Raw genomic sequence first — 19,148 nt, forward strand, 5'->3', positions numbered from 1 at the left:
CTATTTTACGGTGTTTATTACTTTGTTTACAGTGTCTTCATAGGTATTTAAGTGTCCAATAGCATCTTGACCTTTGTTAATGTTGTTTGAAACTGCATATAAAGCTTCGTTTCCTTTGTTTAAATTGACTGAAACCATTTGCAACGCTTCTTTTACTTGTGCAAATTGCGCTTGCAATTGTTTCTCTTGTAAATGCTCATCATACCTTTGTTTTCCTATAAAAACGCTAAACAATAAGACTACTGACGCTGCCACCGATAACCACTTCCAGTTCTTTTTATTAGTTCTCTCAGGTTTTAACTGAATGGTTTTGGTAAAGGTTTCATCTTTACTTTGTTTAAAATAACTAAACATATAACTATACTCATATAAATGAGGTGCCACATTATCAGAAGTAAAATACTCTTGTAATACTTTTTCTTCTTGTAGGGTAGTTTCTGCGTCTAGATATTTCTCTACTAATTTTTCTATGTTAGCTAACTCCATAGTTATGTTTTTTTATTAGTTCTTCTCTTATGGTTTTTCTTGCTCTTGATAATGCTACTCTAACTGCAGTCGGTTTCATATCTACCATTTTACAGATTTCATCAAAATCATACTGTTCAATATCTCTTAACTGAATAATAATTTTTTGTTGTTCTGGTAACTTCTCAATGAGTTCATGTACTTGGTTTACACTATCATTATGTTCTACTTTCTTTTCTAAAGACGTATCTTTTTCCTTATAATTACTATGAACTAAAGTTAAATTACTTGCTTGTTTCGACTTTAATCTATCAAAACAATAATTCTTCGTCATAGTCATAGCAAAAGCTTCTACGTTCTTATAATTTGAAAGCTTCTCTTTATTTTTCCACAATTTAAAATACAATTCTTGCGTAGCGTCTTCAGCTTCTTCGGTAGAAACTAAAAGTCTCTTTGCTAAACGAAAGACTTTGTCTTTAAATGGTAATACAGCTTTTAAAAAGTCTGATTGTTTCATGGCTTAGTTAGTTAATTATGTAAACTTTCTAAGAATTTTACGTCTTATTAAGTGGTTTACATCTCTACGACGAGACAAAATAAATTTTGTTACACGACAATTTTAAAAAAAATAATATTATTACTTAAATTGCGTTATTATATACTGATTCCAAATACCAAAAATATATGAAGTTTTTTAAATCTACCCTCCTTTTATTAATCTCTATTGTTATCTTTTCGTGTAGTAGAGATGAGCTTTCTCCTGAAAATGTACAAGTACAAAGTTTTATATGGAGAGGTTTAAATGCATATTATTTATGGCAAGGTGAAATTCCTGATTTATCAGACAATAAATTTATTAGTGATCAACAATTATTTAATTATCTATCAGATAAAGGAGAACCTGCTAATTTTTTCAATTCTCTCTTATATCAAAAAGGAACGATTGATAAATGGTCTTGGATTGTAGATGATTATGTGGCTCTTGAACAAGCTTTTCAAGGTACTACTCGAACTACTGGTATGGAATTTGGAATTGCTGAATTTAAGTCTGACCCAACAAAGGTATTTGGATATGTACGATATGTTGTAGCAGGAACAGATGCAGCAAATAAAGGAGTTACAAGAGGTATGATTTTTACAGAGGTAGATGGAACCGAGTTAACCCAACAAAACTATCGTAGTTTATTGTTCTCAAATAATAACGCTTATACAATTCATTTAGCCGATTTTAATGCTGGTGATCCAATTACCAATGCAACTACCATAAACCTTACAAAAAGTACCAATACTGAAAATCCTATTTTGGTGGCAAAAACTTTAGATGAAGGAGGTAAAAAAATAGGTTACCTTATGTATAATGGTTTCATTTCTAATTTTGATATGCAACTTAACCAGGTATTTGCACAATTCAAGGCAGATAATATTACTGAGTTAATTGTTGATTTAAGATACAATGGTGGTGGTTCTGTTAATACTGCTACTTATTTAGCCAGTATGATTACTGGTCAGTTTAAAGGAGAAATTTTTGCCAAGCAACAATGGAATTCAAAATTCATGAATGCTTTAGCCGATCCTGATAATTTAAATAATAGATTTACAGATAAAATTGACTCGCAAAGTATCAATAGTCTTAATCTCACCAATGTATACTTTATTACTACTGATGGATCTGCTTCTGCCTCAGAATTACTTATGAATGGATTAGTTCCACATATAACTGTAAAATCTGTAGGTACTAAAACACATGGTAAATATGTTGGTTCTATTACATTGTATGATTCACCTAATTTTTATAATAAGGTAAATATTAATCCTAACCATAAATGGGCAATGCAACCCATTGTTTTAGAAATTGTTAATAAAGATGGAAACAACGATAAAGATGGTATTGACCCTACGGTTGAGTTTCCTGAAGACTATGGTAACCTCGGTATTTTAGGTGATAAAGCAGAACCTCTATTAGCCAGAACACTGCAGTTAATTACTACAGGATCAAGGGCATTTTCGTTACAAAGAGTTCCTTTTGAATTAAAAACAATTAGCAGTTCGAAAGCAAATAGTCCAACATACAATAATATGTACGTTGAATTAGAATAGAAATTAAAAAATCCAGTATTAAGCTGGATTTTTTTTTATAACAAACTCATTTGAGCATTGTTTTCTTCATTTGGTATTTTAAGGTTTACTCCCAGCTCCTTATTCAATTTCTTTATAAAATAAGCAGCCAATAACGGCGATTCGACTTCTAAATTTTGGTGAATAAAAAAGTGAATATTATTCAATCCAAGAGTTCTCCACTCTTTCAAACGAAGTACCCAATCATCTAATCGTGTATAATCAGAAGGATGATTTGCACCAACATAGCGTACAAAAGCTTCATCATTAGTTAAACGCATATGCATCATATCTCTCCTACCCGCTGTATCTACCAATACGTTTGCTATATTATGGTTTTGTAACAAATCTGTAAACTCATTAAAAACAGTAAGATCTTCAAACCAATCTGGATGCCGAACTTCAATAGCTAAAGGGATTCCCTTAGGCCAACTAGCCGCAAAGTTTTGCATTCTTTCAAAATTCTTTGCCCCAAAATTAGAATGTAACTGTAAAAATATTGTACCCAATTTTTCTTCTAAATTACAAGCAGCATCTAAATAATAATTTACCGAATCTGCAACGTCCTGTAGGCGCTTCCAATGACTAATTTCTTGAGTTAACTTTGGGAAAAATTTAAAATTATCTGGAGTCTTTTGTTTCCATTTTGAAAATTGTTCTGCTGGAAATTGACGATAAAAAGTTGCATTCAACTCGATAGAATTAAACTGTTTCGAATAATACGCCAATTCGTCTTTAGTACCACGTGGGTAAAATCCCTTTAAATCTTGTTTATTCCATTTTGCACAACCTACAAAAACAGAAGGCTTTTCTTTCTTTTCTATAGATTCTAATAACGTAACCGTACTTGCATTCGTTTCTGGCAAACTAAAATCTATTAACTCTGGATTTTCTACTTTTCCAAATTTCATTTACGATACTTTTTTAGATTCTTCTAATCCATCTTCAATCTCATCATTAGGCATTAATTCAGGTCTAAAATCATTCATTAAATTACCATCTTGATGTTTGGCATGATCAAAACCCTGTTTCCACCATTTGGTCATCATTCTCTTATTAAAAACCAAAGAGTTTGTGGTTAATACCGTTGGTGTATAATATAAATTTAACTGAACATCATTATGTTTAGCAGATAACTTTCCTATAGTCACATTATGACGTTCGACATGCTCTAACATAAAATCAAAAACATTCAACATTAATGAAAACGGATTCTTTGCAGGCAATCTATTTATTTGTGTTACTTCTGTTTCCAAAATAATGGCATCAATTTCTTTTGCACCTCTTAAAATAGCTTCACGAATCGGAATCAAACAACCAAAACCACCATCGGCGTATTGCATATTATTCTTTTCTAACAAACTCATAAAAGGAACATAATTACACGAACCCCAAATCCAATCGCAAAAATCATCATATTCACATTCTAAAATAGACTTATACTCTATTTGATTCGCTGTTAAATTAGAAACAGTAACAATTACTTCCTTATTATCTTCACGAATCTTTTCATGCATCTTTTGGGTAATATTCTTCTTAATAAGTTTACGCAGATTTTTACTTTCTCCAAACGTTTTACGTCCGTTAATAAAATTCCATAGTGTATTTCTATGTCGAATCGACACCACTTTTTCTCCATGCACAGTTTTTATACGAAACGGACTGTTACTAAAAATAGAGTGTTGATTCACATTCGTATACAATTCTTTTAACTCATCAAGCATATGCAAAGCCAAATGAGAAACCATTAAACTTCCAGTAGAGGTACCTAAGTACATGTCGTAGTCTTTCTTCTTTTCCTTCATCAAATACTCTGCAACACCTCCTGCAAACGCACCTTTACTACCACCTCCAGAAATTACTAATGCTTTTTTCATCGATTATATAATTGATTTATCTATTTTTAGTACTGTAAAAATATCAAAAAAATGACACGTTTCTTACCTATTTTTTTAGTCGTTGTAACTCTTTTTTCTTGCAAAAAAGAAACAGCATATATTCCTCGAGAAATTAATAGTATTACCATTCAAGAATTTAAAAGAGATAGTTCTAGTATTAGAGCTATTTACGGTGTAAATCCAGATACCTTATATTATGCTGGCTCTAAAGGAGATTTAGTTACTACCATTAATGGAGGAAAAACTTGGAATACCATCAAAATCAAGTATCAAGACTCTATTCTTCCGCATTTTAGAAGTATTGCTTACAGTAAAAATGGACTCTTTACTCTATCTGTAGGAAATCCAGCGCTCTTATATAACATCAACGTTTTTGAAACTCGTATAGCTTACAAAGAGGAACATGAAAAAGTATTTTATGATAGTATGAAATTCTTTAATGATGAATTACACGGAATTGCTGTTGGAGATCCTACCGAAGATTGTCCTTCTATCTTAATTACCATTGATGGCGGAACCATATGGAAAAAACTACCATGTGAAGCTTTGCCTAAATTTGAAGAAGGAGAAGCTTTTTTTGCAGCTAGTAATACAAATATTGCCATTGTAGACAGTACGGTTTGGATTGCTTCTGGTGGAAAAAGAGCTCGAATTTTAAAATCTACCGACTATGGAAACACTTGGAAAATTTTTGATACTCCTTTTATTCAAGGAACTGGTCCTCAGGGAATGTATTCAATAGATTTTTATGATGTAAATAATGGAATTGCTGTTGGAGGAAACTATTCCGAACCTGAAGATAATTGTGCCAATAAAGCCATTACTGCCGATGGAGGAAAAACTTGGACAATTGTTGCTGATAATGAGACTCCTAATTATAAAAGTTGCGTACAATATGTACCAGACACCAATGGTAAAGAGATATTTGCAGTTGGTAAAACAGGAATTTCCTTTTCTAATGACGGAGGTTTAACTTGGAAAGATGTTAGTAAAGAAGGGTATTATAGTATTCAATTTGTAAACAAGAATATAGCTTGGTTATCTGGTCACGAAAAAATAGGAAAACTTATCATACCCTAGTAAATCTTAATCTTTTGTTAAAACCTTAAAGTTTCGTTAATATCCATGTACTTTTATATTCTAATTCAACCTAATTTTCAATGAAAAACAAATTATTACTACTGTTATTTTTGTGCTGTAGTATACTACAAGCACAGGAATATTTCCCTACAAATACAGGAGTAAAAACGACAAAAAACAATGTTTATGCATTTAAAAATGCAAAAATTTATGTCACTCCTACAAAAATTATTAAAAAAGGAACCTTACTCGTAAAAGACGGTAAAGTTGTTTCTGTTGGAAAGTCCGTTTCCATTCCAAAAAATGCACATACTGTGGATTTAAATGGTAAAACAATTTATCCTTCTTTTGTTGACGTTTATTCATCTTTCGGAATTGAAAAACCAAAGAGACAAAGTGGTTTTGGTAAACGTCCGCAATACGATGCAACAAGAAAAGGATATTACTGGAATGATCATATTAGACCAGATGTAGATGGTTCTAAGTTATTTAAATTTGATGGTAAAAAGGCTAAAGAGCTTATCAAACTAGGATTTGGTGCTGTAAATACCAATATGCAAGACGGAATTATGCAAGGAACAGGTGTTTTAGTTGCTCTTAACCCTCATAGTTCTGACGCTTATAGAGTTTTAGATTCACGTTCTGGAAATTACTTATCTTTTTCGAAAAGTGCAAAATCGCGTCAGAGTTATCCTACCTCTCGTATGGGAGCAATGGCTTTACTTCGTCAAACATATTTAGATGCTGATTGGTATGCTAAAGGAAATGCTAAAAACAAGGATTTAGCTTTACAAGCTTTAAATAACAATAAAGATTTACCTCAAATTTTTAATGCTGGCGGATATTTAGAAGATATGCGTGCTGATAAAGTTGGTGATGAGTTTGGTATTCAATATACCATTGTTGGTGGAGGAAATGAATACGAAAGAATAAATGATATCAAAAAGACAAATGCTACCTATATTATTCCTATCAATTTTAGAAAAGCCTATGATGTTTCCAACACGTTTTTAACAAACCGAATTGCATTAAGTGATATGCGTTCTTGGAATCAAGAGCCTTCCAATCCAGCAGTTTTAGCAAAAAATAATATTCCTTTTGCTTTAACTACACATGATCTAAAATCGGCAAAGGATTTTACTGCAAACTTACAGAAAGCTATTTCTTATGGTTTAGATAAAACAAAAGCCTTGGAAGCTTTAACAACTGTTCCTGCTAAAATTTTAAAGAACAATAAAATTGGAAACTTAGAAACAGGTAGTTATGCAAACTTCTTAATTACCTCTGGTGATTTATTTGATAAAAAAACTACAGTTTATGAAAATTGGGTTCAAGGAATGAAAAATGAAATCAACCCAATGAATATCAAAGATATTACTGGTAAGTATACCTTAACAGTGAATGGTCAGTCATATGATATGACTATTTCAGGTAAAGCCGCTAAGCAAACCGCAGCAATTAAAAAAGGTGATCAAAAAGTAAATTCTAAATTTAACTATGCAAATGATTGGGTATCTATTACTCTGAGAGAAGGAGATACTTTTACACGTCTTACAGGGCAAATGTTTGATAAAAACATTCAAGGAACCGCTATTGACACCAATGGAAATGAATCTAATTGGACAGCAACGTTTGTTTCTAAAGAAGATAAGAAAGACGAGAAAAAGAAGAAAAAGGAAGATACACCAGAAGTAGTTGCTATATCTTATCCGAATATCGGTTTTGGTAATCACACTAAACCTCAAGCACAAACTTTATTAATTAAAAACGCTACTGTTTGGACTTCTGAAAATGGAGAAATCTTAACCAATACAGATGTTTATATTAAAGACGGTAAAATTGCTAATATTGGTAAAAACTTACCTAAAAGAGGTGCTACTGTTATTGATGGAACTGGAAAATATGTTACTACGGGTATTATTGATGAACACTCACATATTGCTGCTTCTGCAATTAATGAAGCCGGTCATAACTCAACAGCAGAAGTAACTATTGAAGATGTGGTAGACCCAAATGATATTAATATATATAGAAATTTAGCTGGTGGGGTTACTTCTATTCAAATACTACATGGATCTGCAAACCCAATTGGTGGTCGTTCTGCAATTATTAAATTAAAATGGGGAGAGAATGCTGATAACATGATTTATAAGAATACACCTAAATTTATCAAGTTCGCGTTAGGAGAAAATGTTAAGCAATCTAACTGGGGTGATTTACAAACCGTACGTTTTCCTCAAACCAGAATGGGAGTTGAACAAGTATACATTGATTACTTCCAAAGAGCCAAAGAATATGATACTAAAAAGAAAAGTGGTCAACCTTATCGTAAAGATATTGAGCTAGAAACCTTAGCTGAAATTATCAATAAAGAACGTTTTATTTCCTGTCACTCTTATGTACAATCTGAAATTAATATGTTAATGAAAGTTGCAGAAAAATTCAACTTTAATATTAATACATTCACTCATATTTTAGAAGGATACAAACTTGCTGATAAAATGAAAGAGCATGGTGTTGGTGGATCAACATTTGCAGATTGGTGGGCCTATAAATTTGAGGTAAACGATGCTATTCCTTACAATGCTGCCATTATGCATAACCAAGGGGTAACTGTTGCTATTAATTCAGATGATGCTGAAATGTCTCGTCGTTTAAATCAAGAAGCTGCTAAACTAGTAAAATACGGAGGCTTATCTGAACAAGATGCTTGGGCAACGGTAACTATTAACCCTGCCAAACTATTACATCTAGATAATAGAACTGGAAGTATTAAAGTTGGTAAAGATGCAGATATTGTTGTTTGGAATGACAATCCGCTATCTGTATATGCTAAACCTGAAAAAACAATTATAGATGGGGCTATCTATTTCGATATCGAAAAAGATAAATCTAAACGTCAAGCAATCAAAGCTGAACGCGCTAAATTGATTAACATGATGTTAAAAGAAAAGATCAAAGGAGGTAAAACACAAGCTCCTGTAAAGAAAACTAAAAAGTTATTCCACTGTGATACTGAATAAGAATTTAAAGCTACAAAACATGAAAATTAGAATTATATATAGTTTAGTATGTTTCTTATTCATAGGAAATTTACTAGCACAACAAACACCCGCACCTAAACAAACGCAAGATTATTCTATTGAAGGGGCTACTGCTCATTTAGGAAATGGAAACGTCATAGAAAACTCATTAATTATGTTTTCTAATGGAAAAATAACTTTTGTAGGTAAAGCTGAAATGAGAATTGCGAGAATTGGTAAAATCATTGAAGCCAAAGGAAAACATGTATATCCAGGTTTTATTGCAGCAAATACCTCATTAGGTTTAGCTGAAATTGATGCTGTTAGAGCAACTAGAGACTTTGATGAGATAGGTAGTATGTTACCTCATATTAGAAGTATTATTGCTTATAACTCTGAAAGTAAAGTTGTAGAGACTATGCGTCCAAACGGAGTATTAATGGCTCAGATTACTCCACGTGGTGGAGTTATTTCAGGAACTTCATCAGTAGTTCAATTAGATGCTTGGAATTGGGAAGATGCTACTTTGAAAACTGATGACGGAGTTCATATGAATTGGCCTAATGTTTTTGCTAGAGGACGTTGGTGGATGGGAGAAGACCCTGCTTTAAAACCAAATAAAAACTACCAGAAAAATATTCAAAATATAAAAGACTATTTTAACAACGCTAAAAACTATTTAGCTGGTGCTAAAACTTCAATGAATCTTCCATATGAAGCTTTAAAGGGTATTTTTAATGGAAATCAAAAACTTTTTGTTCATGTAAATGGACCAAAAGGCATTACAGATGCTGTCAAGACTTTAAAAGAATATGGTGTTAAAAATATTGTTATTGTTCGTGGTCGTGGTGCCGAAAAAGTTGCTGATCTTTTAAAAACATATAATGTCCCTGTAATCTTAGAAAGAGCGCACCGATTACCAGGTGATGAAGATCAAGATTATGATTTACCATTCCGTTCAGCCAAAATATTAACTGATGCTGGAATTTTAGTTGGCTTAGGTATGGAAGGTGATATGGAACGCATGAGTACTCGTAATTTACCTTTTTATGCAGGAACTTATGCTGCATATGGTTTAGGTAAAGAAAAAGCACTGCAATTAATAACGCAAAACAATGCTAAAATATTAGGTATAGATAATTTAGCAGGAACTCTAGAAGTTGGAAAAGATGCTACTTTATTCATTTCAGAGGGAGATGCATTAGATATGCGTACAAATATTTTAATAGAAGCATTTATTCAAGGGAGAAAAATTAGTCTAGAATCCCATCAAACAAAACTTTGGAAACGTTATTCTAAGAAATACAAAAATCAATAAAAAAAGAGCTCGGTTCACCCCCGAGCTTTTTTTATATACAAAAATTACCCCCTATTATAATTTCTGTATACCTGCAATTGCTTTGCAAATATTTGTAATTATTGTGCTACATAAAATCCCTAAGAATAGGTATTTTTGCACTTATGAAACAAATCAGCAGTATTCAAAACCCATATATCAAAGAGCTTGTTAAACTTCAAGAAAAATCAAGAGAGCGAAAGAAAAAAGGCTTATTTATAGTTGAAGGTCAACGAGAGATTTCTTTAGTTATTAAAGGAAATTACACTATTGAAAGTTTATTGATACTGCCTGAATTAGTTTCTAAAGAATTTATACAAAGTACTGAAATTGAACCTACTCAACTTATAGAGATTACTAAAGAGGTGTATCAAAAACTTGCATATAGAGATTCTACCGAAGGAGTTATTGCAGTAGCTAGAGCGAAACAATTATCTGTAGATAACATTCGGTTTGACAATCCAAATCCTTTAATATTAGTAATGGAAGGGATTGAAAAACCAGGAAATGTTGGTGCTATGCTTCGAACGGCAGATGCTGCTAAAGTTGATGCAGTTTTTATTGCAAATCCAAAATCAGATTTGTTTAATCCAAATATTATAAGATCAAGTGTTGGGTGTGTATTCACCAATCAAATAGCAATAGGAACTTCTGAAGAGGTTATCGGATTTTTACAAAAGCAACATATTAATATTTATAGTGCTACCTTACAGAATTCGAATGAATATCATAAAAATGATTATCGTAAGGCAACTGCTTTAGTGGTAGGTACAGAAGCTACAGGGCTCACGCAAGTATGGCGAGATGCTGCTACACAAAATATAAACATTCCTATGCAAGGTGAAATAGACTCTATGAATGTTTCTGTTGCAGCTGCAATTTTAACCTTTGAAGCTAAACGACAACGGGCATTTACATTGTAAAAAATAAACTAAAAAAGGGAACTATATCTAGTTCCCTTTTTTAGTTTTTATTAGTATTCAATTCTTATTGATTACTAAATAACTTATTAATTTCATCTAAACTGATAAATTTAGATTGAGTTATTACATCTGGATCTCTACTAACATATTGCTTAATTTGAACCTTAACTTCATTATCATGCTGTCTTTCAAATTTTAACCAAACTACATCTCCGTTTGCTTTAATTTTATAAGACTCTCTTGGGTTTTCTTCAAATCCTCTTAAGAAGATTTTATGCAAAGCTCCAAAATCATTATTCATATTTGTAAATGTAAAATACACATACTCATTAACTGCTGGGTCATTGATGTTTTTGTAATAAAAGTTGTACGAATCTTCACCAACTTTTTCTAAATAAACAAATTCAACATGACTTACCACCTCTGTACGAGTAGTTTCAACGAATTCAATTTGGGAGTACGATGCTAAAGAAATAAACAATGCGGCTAAAAGGAATACTTTTTTCATAAGGGAAAATATTTTAATAGTTTGATTTTATTTACACAATGTAAACGCTGCTAAATATAAAAAATTATATTTTATTAAAATTTTGTTAATGGATTTATTTTCATCCAAAAACAACTCTTGATTTTACAGCGTGAAAATACTATTTTAGATTTTAAATAAATGGTGAAATTATTGAAAAAACTAAACAATTTTAATGATAATATCCATGTAGTAATCTTAAAACTACTTGTATCTACCTTATTGATTATTTTTTTCTATAGAATAGAAGAAGTTATTTTAAGATATGTTGATAGAGATTATGCACAAAAAATAAAAATTAGCACGTGGGAAACCAGAATCTCTCATTTCTCTAATACAACACAAATAATGATCAAGAAACAAAACAGAAATAGGATAACCGAATTAGAAACAATAATATGTTTATTTCAAGAATTATGGTTTCATTCCAACAATTGTTCTCAACCTATACGCCACATTTGGTTTCCTATTCAAGAAGTTGCAAAATCGACTCAAAAGACAAGAACAGAAATCAAAAAAAGGAAAGAAAGTTAAAACCTATTCTGATATTCAAAAACTACTTGAATAGTCTTTCATAATTTTAAACTAAGATTTTCAAACAAAAAGATATGAGAAATAAACTTTTAATATCCTTAATAACCTCATTTTTTCTTCTGTTCGCATGTAATAAAAACACTTCGATAGATTCAATAATTTTAAAACCAATCGTTGTTAAAACCTTAGATTCTTTAATATCTTATTCAGATAAAATTAAAATAGGGATGTATCCCTTTTCATCTGAACACCACGATTCCTACTGGATTTATTTTTACAAAAAAAACAGTAACTGTTATTTAAGATTAATGGCTAATTTCGATTATTATGACGAAAATGAAGTTGAAGGATATACTTTATACAAAAATAAGGTACTTACTTTCTATGGAATGAAAGATCAATGTAACCTTAACATAATTGATAAGTCTAAAATTAACACTTCTACAAAAAAAATCAAACGTTATATTCAAAGCTACCAAGATATTATTCCACCTCCACATGATCCTCCATATATTGATTTTCTTTTAAATAATGATCAACTAATAAAAGTCGTTACTCCTACTGGCTACTTTATAGATAAAAGAGATAGTACTTTTTATAACACCATACAAATTGGCAACAAAATATGGATGGCCGAAAACTTACGTTACAATGCTAAAGGATCCTTTCTTAACCCTAATAATCCAAATGAAACCTATGGAAGGCTCTATATGGTTAGTTCCTTAGAAAATGTTTGTCCCAAAGGATGGCATCTACCCTCCGACGAAGAATGGGATGATTTGGAAATTGCTCATGGAATGGAACATAAATTTGTAAACATGGGCGGATGGCGTGGAAAACATGCCATTCACATGAGAACCATTGATCATTGGGATAATGAAGCTAAAAACACCAATACATTAGGATTTAGCGTTTTACCAGCAGGGTATTATACCTCTGGAGAATTAGGACTACCAAAAGGCTTTGAAGGTTTAGGCTTTGCTGCGGCTTTTTGGTCTTCAACTCAAAATAATATTACCACAGCTCGCTTTATGTTCAGTCAAAAAACATTTGTAAATAAATGGGAGGATACTAACAATAATACGCTTATGGCATTGTCTTGTAGATGTGTTAAAGATGAATAAGCCTAATGTGGAAAACAATCCTAAAACCGTTTTTTCGATTCGTAATTATTTTACTAATTTCGACTTTCTAAACTCATTTAATGAAAGTCTGTATAGCCGAAAAGCCCAGTGTAGCTCGAGAAATTGCTAATATCTTAGGAGCCAATACCAAACGAGATGGATATTTCGAAGGTAATGGCTATGCGGTTACGTATACTTTCGGTCATTTATGTACACTTTTAGAACCTAAAGACTACAAACCTCATTGGAAAAGTTGGGATTTGAATAATCTCCCAATGCTTCCGGATAAATTTGATACGAAAGTAACGGACGATTCTGGTATTCAGAAACAGTTCAATATTGTTAAAGGATTATTTGAAAAAGCAGATGTTGTTATAAACTGTGGGGATGCCGGACAAGAAGGAGAATTAATTCAACGTTGGGTAATTAACCAAGCCGGATATACAGGTGAAATTCAACGATTATGGATTTCTTCACTTACTGAAGAAGCTATTAAAGAAGGTTTTGACAATTTAAAAGCCAATGACGATTACAATAATTTATACTACGCAGGATACTCTCGTGCTATAGGTGATTGGTTATTAGGTTTAAATGCCACACGTTTGTACACCGTAAAATTTGGTGGATATAAGCAAGTATTGTCTATTGGTAGAGTACAGACTCCTACCCTAGCCATGTTGGTTAATCGATTTAAAGAAATTCAAAATTTCAAACCGCAACCTTATTGGGAACTACAAACTTTATATAGAAATACACTCTTTAGTTGTGAAGAAGGTAGGTTCTTAAAAAAAGAAGAAGGAGAAGCTTTTGCCGATAAAGTAAAAGAAGCAGATTTCGAAATAACTTCTGTTGTCAAAAAGAAAGGGAAAGAATACGCACCTAAGCTTTTTGATTTAACAGGATTACAGGTGTATTGCAATACAAAGTTTGGATTTTCTGCTGATGAGACTTTAAAAATTGTTCAAAAGCTATATGAAATGAAAGTGGTTACCTACCCTAGAGTAGACACTACTTTCTTACCTAATGATATTTATCCCAAAGTTCCTAATATTTTAAAAGGCTTAAAACAATTCGCTAGCCTAACACAACCACTTTTAGGAAAGAAGATTCGTAAATCAACTAAAGTTTTTAACGACAAGAAGGTTACAGATCACCATGCCATTATTCCTACGGGAGTAGAAATTAGCTTACAGTACAATCAGCAACAAGTATATGATATTATTGCTCGTAGATTTATTGCTGTGTTTTATCCTGATAGCGATATTGCTAAAACCGAAGTAAAAGGTGAAGCTGATAAAGTACCTTTTAGAACTTCTGGAAAGGAAATTTTAACCAAAGGTTGGCGTGAAGTATTTGAATTTGGTAAAGACTCAAAAAAAGACGACGAAAAAGATGTATTACCAACTTTTGAAAAAGGTGAGAAAGGCCCACATGAGCCTTCTTTTTTAGAAAAAGAAACCAAACCCCCACGTAATTATACAGAGGCAAGTTTATTAAGAGCAATGGAAACCGCCGGTAAACAGGTTGATGATGATGAGATGCGGGATTTAATGAAAGAAAATGGTATTGGACGTCCGTCAACTCGTGCAAGTATCATTGAAACCTTATTTAGAAGAAAATATATAGAACGTCAAAAGAAATTAATCATTCCAACACAAACTGGAATTGATTTGATTGATTTGATAGACAATGAACTATTAAAATCTGCTGAATTAACTGGACTTTGGGAAAAGCGTTTAAAAGAAATTGAACGTGGTGAGTACAGTGCCTCTCTTTTTATAAAAGAGATGAAACGAATGGTAGATACCTTAGTATATGAAGTTCGTTCTAATAAAAAAACAGTTCGTTTATCTGCTGAAACTGCAACCAAAACTCCGGTAACAAAATCTAAAAAAACTTCTAAAAAGAAAGAGGTCGCTGGTAAAGAATGTCCTAAATGTAAAAAAGGACAATTGTTAAAAGGAAAATCAGCTTACGGTTGCTCAAATTATAAAAATGGATGTGATTTCGTGTTAAGTTTCCAATTTTTAGGAAAAAAGATATCAGAAACACAATTGATTCGATTAATCGATAAAGGTTGTACTACCAACTTGAAAGGCTTTAAACAAGGAGATGGCAAAATTGAAGGTTTAGTTCGATTCGATGATAATTTTAAATTAAAGTTAGAGCCTAAAAAAGGTTCCTCAACACCTAACCAAAGTTCGACTCAAAACAGTGAAAAAATCACCTGTCCTAAATGTAAAAAAGGTACTGTTTTAAAAGGAAAGTCGGCTTATGGTTGTTCTGAATATAAAAATGGATGTGACTTTGTATTTACCTTTGATAGCATCAAAAAAATAGCCAATGGAAAACCATTGACTAAAGAGTTTGTTCTTGAAATTTTATCTTCTAACCGATAGGTATTTAACAATCTAAAAAAATAATAACTCACAAATACTGAAGATTTTTTCGTTAAAAAACATAAGTTATTCAGCCTTATTTTCTTTTTGATAATGCTTCTTTAACTTATCTAAATTCTTTATCGATTTTTCAATCCATTCGGTATAGAGCACTTCTTTTTCATTATCTTCTAACTGCCAATCGTTTTTTTGAAGTTTCATTCGACTAGTCACATCATGTAAAGTAATTGCTGCTGCTACAGAAATATTTAAACTTTCTGTAAAACCAACCATTGGTATTTTCAAAAAGCCATCTGCATGTTTTTTAACATAATCTGAAACCCCTTCTTTTTCAGAACCAAACACAAAAGCAGTCTTTTTAGTAATATCAAAATCAGACAAAATACAAGAATCTGTATGAGGAGTAGTTGCGATAATTTGATACCCCTTATCTTTTAAGTCTTTGAAACATGTTACTGCATTATTTCCATCTTCTTTGTACCTATTTAAAGTAATCCATTGTTGACTCCCTTTTGCAACTCTTCTTGATACCTTATTGATATTATAATCTTCAATAGAATACACATCTTGTACTCCGAAAATATCACAACTTCTTATTACAGCACTAGCATTATGAGGTTGAAATATATTTTCCAACACTACCGTAAAATGTCGAGTTCTTTGGTCTAATACTTCTTTAAATTTCTGCTTTCTCCTATCTGTTACGTACCCTTCTAAAAAAGATAACAAATTTTTATCCATCATATCACAAACATAATAAAATTTACTTTTTTTAATCATGGAGCCCCTAACCAAGCTTATATTTTCTTAAACTTGCTACAAAAAGTAGTATGTTTAAAATAACATACTTGATATTTTAGATTCGAGATTATTAATTTCTGAAAATTTATCTATGAAAAAACTTGTTATACTTACTGGAGCTGGCATGAGTGCCGAGAGTGGAATTAATACTTTTAGAGATGCAGATGGTCTTTGGGAAGGTCATGATATCTATGAAGTAGCATCACCGCAAGGTTTTGAGGCAAATCCAAAATTGGTATTAGACTTTTATAACCAACGTCGTCAACAACTACTCACTGTAACACCTAATTCAGGACATCAAAACTTGGTTTTATTAGAAGAACATTTTGACGTACACATTATAACGCAAAATGTAGATGATTTACATGAACGTGCAGGAAGTAAAAATATAATACATCTTCATGGCGAACTTTTAAAAGCTAGAAGTTCAAAAAATATAAATGATGTTTTTGAATGGAAAAAAGATATATTACTTGGTGATTTAACTAAAGATGGAGCACAAATTCGCCCACATATTGTTTGGTTTGGAGAAGACGTTCCTATGATTGAAACTGCTGTAGATATTGTTGAAAAAGCCGATGTTCTAGTGGTTATTGGGACTTCTATGCAAGTATACCCTGCTGCTGGATTAGTTAATTATATTCAGCATAATACACCTATTTATTTTATAGATCCTAAACCTAATTTAAATAAAAATGCCTTCAACAACTTAACTATTATTGAAGACATTGCTAGTTCTGGAACTAAAAAGCTTATTGATTTATTAGTCGATTAAAATACTCGAATAATTCACCTTTAGAAATGTTACTTCCCTTTTCAATTAAATCGAAAATTTCAACATTTCTTTCTTTAATATATTGTTTTGAGCCCTGAAGATATTCTACCGTTACATCTTGAGGGTTCTTTAATAACCACTCATATCCTTTTTGTTCTAAAACATTAATATCTCTATTAAGTTCTATAACAATTCTCTTTATCTCATCCTCTTCACATTTAAATAAGTTAACTACTTTAGGTGAAAAATGCTCTAAATAATTTGTTCTAGTAAGTACATCATCCCAAACGACATCACTAAATATATTCATTTCATCTTCTGCAACTTGAGGTTTCATTTCCTTAAGCTCTTCCCATTCTTTTTTATCGATACTTTGTGATGCTAAAAAACGTGCAAATTCTTCATGCAAGCTTTCAAATTGTTCTTTAGTAAGTTGTCTATATTTCATAAAAAAACCGCCTCTTTTTAGGCGGTTCAAATATCTGAATTTCTAAACGAATTAGAAAACCAATATGAAACTATCTAGTTACTGTTCCCGTAATAGTAGCTACAGGTCCTGCCCCCATTGTTAACACCGAATGATCAACTGCATCAATTGGTACCTGATGTGCCAATGGCTTTAATGTAAAAGGACTTGGACTATTATCTGGATCTGGTTCTACAGAAATTACAATTGTTCTTCCTCTTAAATCCGTTGGAAAAGTTAATCCTGAAGGTGCATTTTGAATAAAATCTTCTCCTGGATATCCTGGTCCATTGTTTACAGATCCCTTAAAAGTTGAAGTTGCCGCATTATCATCTGCCGAATCAACCGCTGTAAATGTTCCTGTACTTACAGGTGTTCCATCAATAACTGCCCATCCTTCATACTTCCATCCTGCCGATAATGTTGGTAACGTTAACCCTGCCACGGCACTTCCTGATGAATTATCTAAAAACCAAACTCCACTTCGCTCATTATTAGCCATACCATCTGTAGGCGTTGCCAATATATATTTCCCTGCTGCCGCCGAGAAATTCCCAACAATACCTGTTGATGATACACTTGCAGAGTTTCCTGAAAAATCTCCTACTAATAGTTTTGTTGCTGCAGGAGCAGGATCATTATCTGGACTTGGTTCAATACTCAAAACAAATCTAGTTGCTGCACTTAAAATGCCTGCATCAATAGAAAAAGTTGTTTGCGATAATTGCCCTGAATCATTTACATCAAAAGTTCCTGTAGATACAGGTGTTCCATTAACAATCACCCAACCTTCATATTTATAACTTGTTCCTAAATTCTCTAATCCACTAATGTTTAAAGTTAAATTAGCTCTTCTTGGTGTATCGTCATCATCACTACAAGATGACAATAAAAAAAATCCCAAAATAGCTAAACCTAAAATTGCTTTCTTCATTGTTTTTGTATTTTAAATTGTACAAAAACAAAGTTAAATGTGCCATTTCTAATAAAATGTCAGCTAGATGACACTTAAGCAATTTTTTTACGAAGTCTAAGTTCTTTTCTGTTAAAATCAATAACATTGTCTTGTTTTAACTCATTCATAATGGTATTTAAAGTTTGCCTTGAAGTACCTATTAATGTCGCAATATCTTTTTGATTGTAAGGGTGTTTTATTACGTGATCTCCATTTTCAGGACATTCATATCCATATTCCTCACAAAGATCTTTAAAGAACTCTAATAATCGTGTTTTGGTATCTTTAAACAAAAGTAGTTGTAATCTTCTCTCTAACTTTTTCATTCGCAACCCTATAAACTTATATATTTTAAAACTTATAGAAGCATTTTCTCTCATTAGATCATACATAGTATCCTTAGATACTGGGCAAATAAGTGTTCGATTATCTATAGCTTGTGCAAATTCATTTCTTCTTTCAACTCCCAATATAGCTTTTTCTCCAAACAACTCTCCTTTTGTTAAAATAGCTTTGATTACCTCTTCTCCTTCTTCTGTATAGTAACCAATTTTTACTTTCCCTTCGTCTATCAAGTATAACTTATTGGCAGCATCGTCTTCAAAATAAATATAGTCGCTCTTTCTATATGAGTTAAACTCATGTCCTACTTTATATTCCGAATATTTATGCGGACACAGTATTTTAAATAAATTAACTTCTTCAAAGTACCAAAGAGCTCTCATAGG

At 31.9% G+C, this 19,148-nt stretch carries 18 protein-coding genes; 9 read left to right on the plus strand and 9 right to left on the minus strand.

Features of this window, described 5'->3' with window-relative positions:
* Together ABNT22_RS11245 and ABNT22_RS11250 are read right to left on the minus strand one after the other, a co-directional pair.
* Complete coding sequence (locus ABNT22_RS11245; RefSeq protein ID WP_348719024.1) at window positions 1-486, minus strand: hypothetical protein; 486 nt, start codon at window positions 484-486, stop codon at window positions 1-3.
* Window positions 473-982, minus strand: coding sequence for a sigma-70 family RNA polymerase sigma factor (locus tag ABNT22_RS11250; protein WP_348719025.1), 510 nt, complete (start codon window positions 980-982; stop codon window positions 473-475). The genes ABNT22_RS11245 and ABNT22_RS11250 overlap by 14 nt, the downstream gene beginning before the upstream one ends.
* Before the next feature lie 167 nt (window positions 983-1,149).
* Between ABNT22_RS11250 and ABNT22_RS11255 the strand changes: the two genes are divergently transcribed.
* On the plus strand, window positions 1,150-2,562 hold the full coding sequence (locus ABNT22_RS11255; RefSeq protein WP_348719026.1) for a S41 family peptidase: 1,413 nt from the start codon (window positions 1,150-1,152) through the stop codon (window positions 2,560-2,562).
* Window positions 2,563-2,597: 35 nt separating this feature from the next.
* Here the strand turns inward: ABNT22_RS11255 and ABNT22_RS11260 are convergent, their stop codons facing one another.
* Window positions 2,598-3,491: a DUF72 domain-containing protein gene (locus ABNT22_RS11260; RefSeq protein ID WP_348719028.1), complete on the minus strand. Its 894-nt coding sequence runs from the start codon at window positions 3,489-3,491 to the stop codon at window positions 2,598-2,600.
* Window positions 3,492-4,457: a patatin family protein gene (locus ABNT22_RS11265; protein WP_299109623.1), complete on the minus strand. Its 966-nt coding sequence runs from the start codon at window positions 4,455-4,457 to the stop codon at window positions 3,492-3,494.
* Between the two features lie 51 nt (window positions 4,458-4,508).
* Here ABNT22_RS11265 and ABNT22_RS11270 point away from each other — a divergent pair, with 51 nt between their 5' ends.
* From ABNT22_RS11270 to ABNT22_RS11285, 4 genes are all read left to right on the plus strand, one after another.
* Window positions 4,509-5,558 (plus strand): oxidoreductase, encoded by a 1,050-nt coding sequence (locus tag ABNT22_RS11270; protein ID WP_348719029.1) that lies wholly within the window; start codon window positions 4,509-4,511, stop codon window positions 5,556-5,558.
* Between the two features lie 80 nt (window positions 5,559-5,638).
* A complete protein-coding gene (locus tag ABNT22_RS11275) occupies window positions 5,639-8,581 on the plus strand; it encodes an amidohydrolase family protein (RefSeq protein ID WP_348719030.1) in 2,943 nt (980 codons plus the stop codon).
* A 19-nt stretch (window positions 8,582-8,600) separates the two neighbouring features.
* A complete protein-coding gene (locus ABNT22_RS11280; protein ID WP_348719032.1) occupies window positions 8,601-9,899 on the plus strand; it encodes an amidohydrolase family protein in 1,299 nt (432 codons plus the stop codon).
* Between the two features lie 143 nt (window positions 9,900-10,042).
* Window positions 10,043-10,840, plus strand: a complete 798-nt coding sequence (locus ABNT22_RS11285; protein WP_348719034.1) for an RNA methyltransferase — start codon at window positions 10,043-10,045, stop codon at window positions 10,838-10,840.
* A gap of 64 nt (window positions 10,841-10,904) precedes the next feature.
* Here the strand turns inward: ABNT22_RS11285 and ABNT22_RS11290 are convergent, their stop codons facing one another.
* Window positions 10,905-11,348 (minus strand): hypothetical protein, encoded by a 444-nt coding sequence (locus ABNT22_RS11290; protein WP_348719035.1) that lies wholly within the window; start codon window positions 11,346-11,348, stop codon window positions 10,905-10,907.
* Window positions 11,349-11,507: 159 nt separating this feature from the next.
* On the opposite strand from ABNT22_RS11290, the gene ABNT22_RS11295 reads away from it, so the two are divergent.
* The 3 genes from ABNT22_RS11295 (at window position 11,508) to ABNT22_RS11305 (ending at window position 15,423) form a co-directional block, all read left to right on the plus strand.
* On the plus strand, window positions 11,508-11,900 hold the full coding sequence (locus ABNT22_RS11295; RefSeq protein ID WP_348719036.1) for a hypothetical protein: 393 nt from the start codon (window positions 11,508-11,510) through the stop codon (window positions 11,898-11,900).
* Window positions 11,901-11,974: 74 nt separating this feature from the next.
* Entirely contained in the window at window positions 11,975-13,024 is a 1,050-nt protein-coding gene (locus ABNT22_RS11300; RefSeq protein ID WP_348719038.1) for an FISUMP domain-containing protein, read from the plus strand.
* A gap of 80 nt (window positions 13,025-13,104) precedes the next feature.
* On the plus strand, window positions 13,105-15,423 hold the full coding sequence (locus ABNT22_RS11305; RefSeq protein WP_348719040.1) for a DNA topoisomerase 3: 2,319 nt from the start codon (window positions 13,105-13,107) through the stop codon (window positions 15,421-15,423).
* Window positions 15,424-15,489: 66 nt separating this feature from the next.
* Here ABNT22_RS11305 and ABNT22_RS11310 read toward each other — a convergent pair whose 3' ends face one another.
* Window positions 15,490-16,167 carry an RNA methyltransferase gene (locus tag ABNT22_RS11310; RefSeq protein ID WP_348719041.1) on the minus strand — a complete coding sequence of 226 codons (678 nt, stop codon included), beginning with the start codon at window positions 16,165-16,167 and terminating at the stop codon, window positions 15,490-15,492.
* 148 nt (window positions 16,168-16,315) lie between these two features.
* On the opposite strand from ABNT22_RS11310, the gene ABNT22_RS11315 reads away from it, so the two are divergent.
* Window positions 16,316-16,999: an NAD-dependent deacylase gene (locus ABNT22_RS11315; protein ID WP_348719042.1), complete on the plus strand. Its 684-nt coding sequence runs from the start codon at window positions 16,316-16,318 to the stop codon at window positions 16,997-16,999.
* Here the strand turns inward: ABNT22_RS11315 and ABNT22_RS11320 are convergent.
* From ABNT22_RS11320 to ABNT22_RS11330, 3 genes are all read right to left on the minus strand, one after another.
* The gene (locus ABNT22_RS11320; protein ID WP_348719044.1) at window positions 16,977-17,447 is read right to left on the minus strand and encodes a DUF6495 family protein; all 471 of its coding nucleotides are present in this window, start codon (window positions 17,445-17,447) and stop codon (window positions 16,977-16,979) included. The genes ABNT22_RS11315 and ABNT22_RS11320 overlap by 23 nt on opposite strands.
* Window positions 17,448-17,517: 70 nt before the next feature.
* Window positions 17,518-18,399, minus strand: coding sequence for a hypothetical protein (locus ABNT22_RS11325; protein ID WP_348719045.1), 882 nt, complete (start codon window positions 18,397-18,399; stop codon window positions 17,518-17,520).
* A gap of 74 nt (window positions 18,400-18,473) precedes the next feature.
* Complete coding sequence (locus tag ABNT22_RS11330) at window positions 18,474-19,145, minus strand: Crp/Fnr family transcriptional regulator (RefSeq protein ID WP_348719046.1); 672 nt, start codon at window positions 19,143-19,145, stop codon at window positions 18,474-18,476.
* Window positions 19,146-19,148: the final 3 nt, after the last annotated feature.

Source organism: Tenacibaculum sp. 190130A14a, assembly GCF_964048965.1.
Taxonomy (GTDB): Bacteria; Bacteroidota; Bacteroidia; order Flavobacteriales; family Flavobacteriaceae; genus Polaribacter; species Polaribacter polynesiense.